We start from the raw sequence: 1,384 nt of genomic DNA on the forward strand, positions 1-1,384 counted from the left end.
CCGGGATGTTGCGGAACTGCTCGGCCGAGAATTCGATGTAGAGCAACGCGGTATTCGGGTAGCTGAGCTTCGCGTCGATGACCTCGGTGAAGCCCGCGATTTGCATGGTGTCGGCGATCTTGTTGTTGTTCTGGTTGGGGGTGATGCGAGTAATGCGCATCAGCCAGCCACTGGTAGCTGCCGGTAAATCGATACGCCGCGTGCGCTCGTAAGTGCTGGTGGTCTTGCCATCCACGGCCTCACTGAGGACCTGCTGATAGGCGCCGCCGTCGGTGGCCAGTTCGACCTTGTATTCGATTCGGTAGCCGTTCACGTTGCCGCTGCCATCGATCGATTGCAGCGCAGGCCAGGCAAAGCGAACGCGCACGGCCGACAGCTCAGTGTTGTTGATGGCGCGAACCCAAGGCGTACCGCTGCGCAGCTCTATGCCGAGGGAGGTTTCGTTCTCGATCGACGGAATGCCTTGGATGTAGCCCTGCTCGACGGAGCCGCCGCGGTACTCCCACTTCACGTTCGGGAAGTTCATGTTGCCCTGAGGATCTTGCAGCGGCGTGTTGTCGAGGTAGATGTCCTGGGCCGTTGGATTGCCGGCAAACTCACCCTCGCCCATGGCGATCAGTATTTTGGCCATGGCCACCGAGCGCAGACTATCTGGCGCCTCGGTCGGAGTCTTCGGCTTGTCCGATCCGCCCTTGGCGCCGACGATTTCAACCTGCTGTGCTGCGCCCATGCGTTCCTCCAGGCAATAAAAAAACCGCCTCATGGGCGGTCGTGGTGTTTGGTGGTCTGACTACATTTGGTCTTCGGCGTAGATCGCGGCGCTGATGATCGCGCCACCCCAGCGGCGCTTGCCGATGCAAAGCGGAACTGGGTTGCCGGATGCGGTGGTGTTCTTCGCGCTGCCGAAGGCATAGCCGGGTGTGTTTTCGGGTGCGGCGCTGGTCTTCAGGCCCTTCGCCGCCGGACTTAACATCTGGATTACTCCTCCAATGGCCATGGATGCGCCCATTGTTATCAGTGCAGAGCCGAATGGCGCACCCGCGCCGAAGGTGCCGCCAGTGATAACTAGGCCGACGACGATGAGCACGGCCCCGATAATTGTTTGCAGTCCGCCAGCCTTCTTGCTGCCGGAAATGATCGGCGCGATTCGTATGTCGCCATCTCCGGCAAAACCTAACTCATTTTCCCCGATGTTCGTTTTGCCACGGAACACTGCGAACTCAATCCCGCGAGACTTTGCGTTGGACAGGAACCGTTCAAAGCCCGGAATCTGAACACACAGGGCTTTGATTGCTTCAGCCGGCGACCGGACAGAGAGACGAAAGGACCGACCAAACTGTCTGAGCCGCCCATAAAGCTTGATCGTGGTCATGGGCTGGTAGTT

Annotated in this window: 2 protein-coding genes; both read right to left on the reverse strand. The window is 59.4% G+C overall.

The annotated features are described in order from the left end of the window. On the reverse strand, positions 1–730 hold a 730-nt coding region (gene gpJ, locus ACXRVY_RS29240), incomplete at its 3' end, for a TipJ family phage tail tip protein (protein ID WP_458238988.1). Between the two features lie 60 nt (positions 731–790). After that, a partial coding sequence (locus ACXRVY_RS29245) for a tail assembly protein (protein ID WP_458238989.1) occupies positions 791–1,384 on the reverse strand: 594 nt, incomplete at its 5' end.

This window comes from Pseudomonas sp. P5_A2_2 (assembly GCF_054177685.1).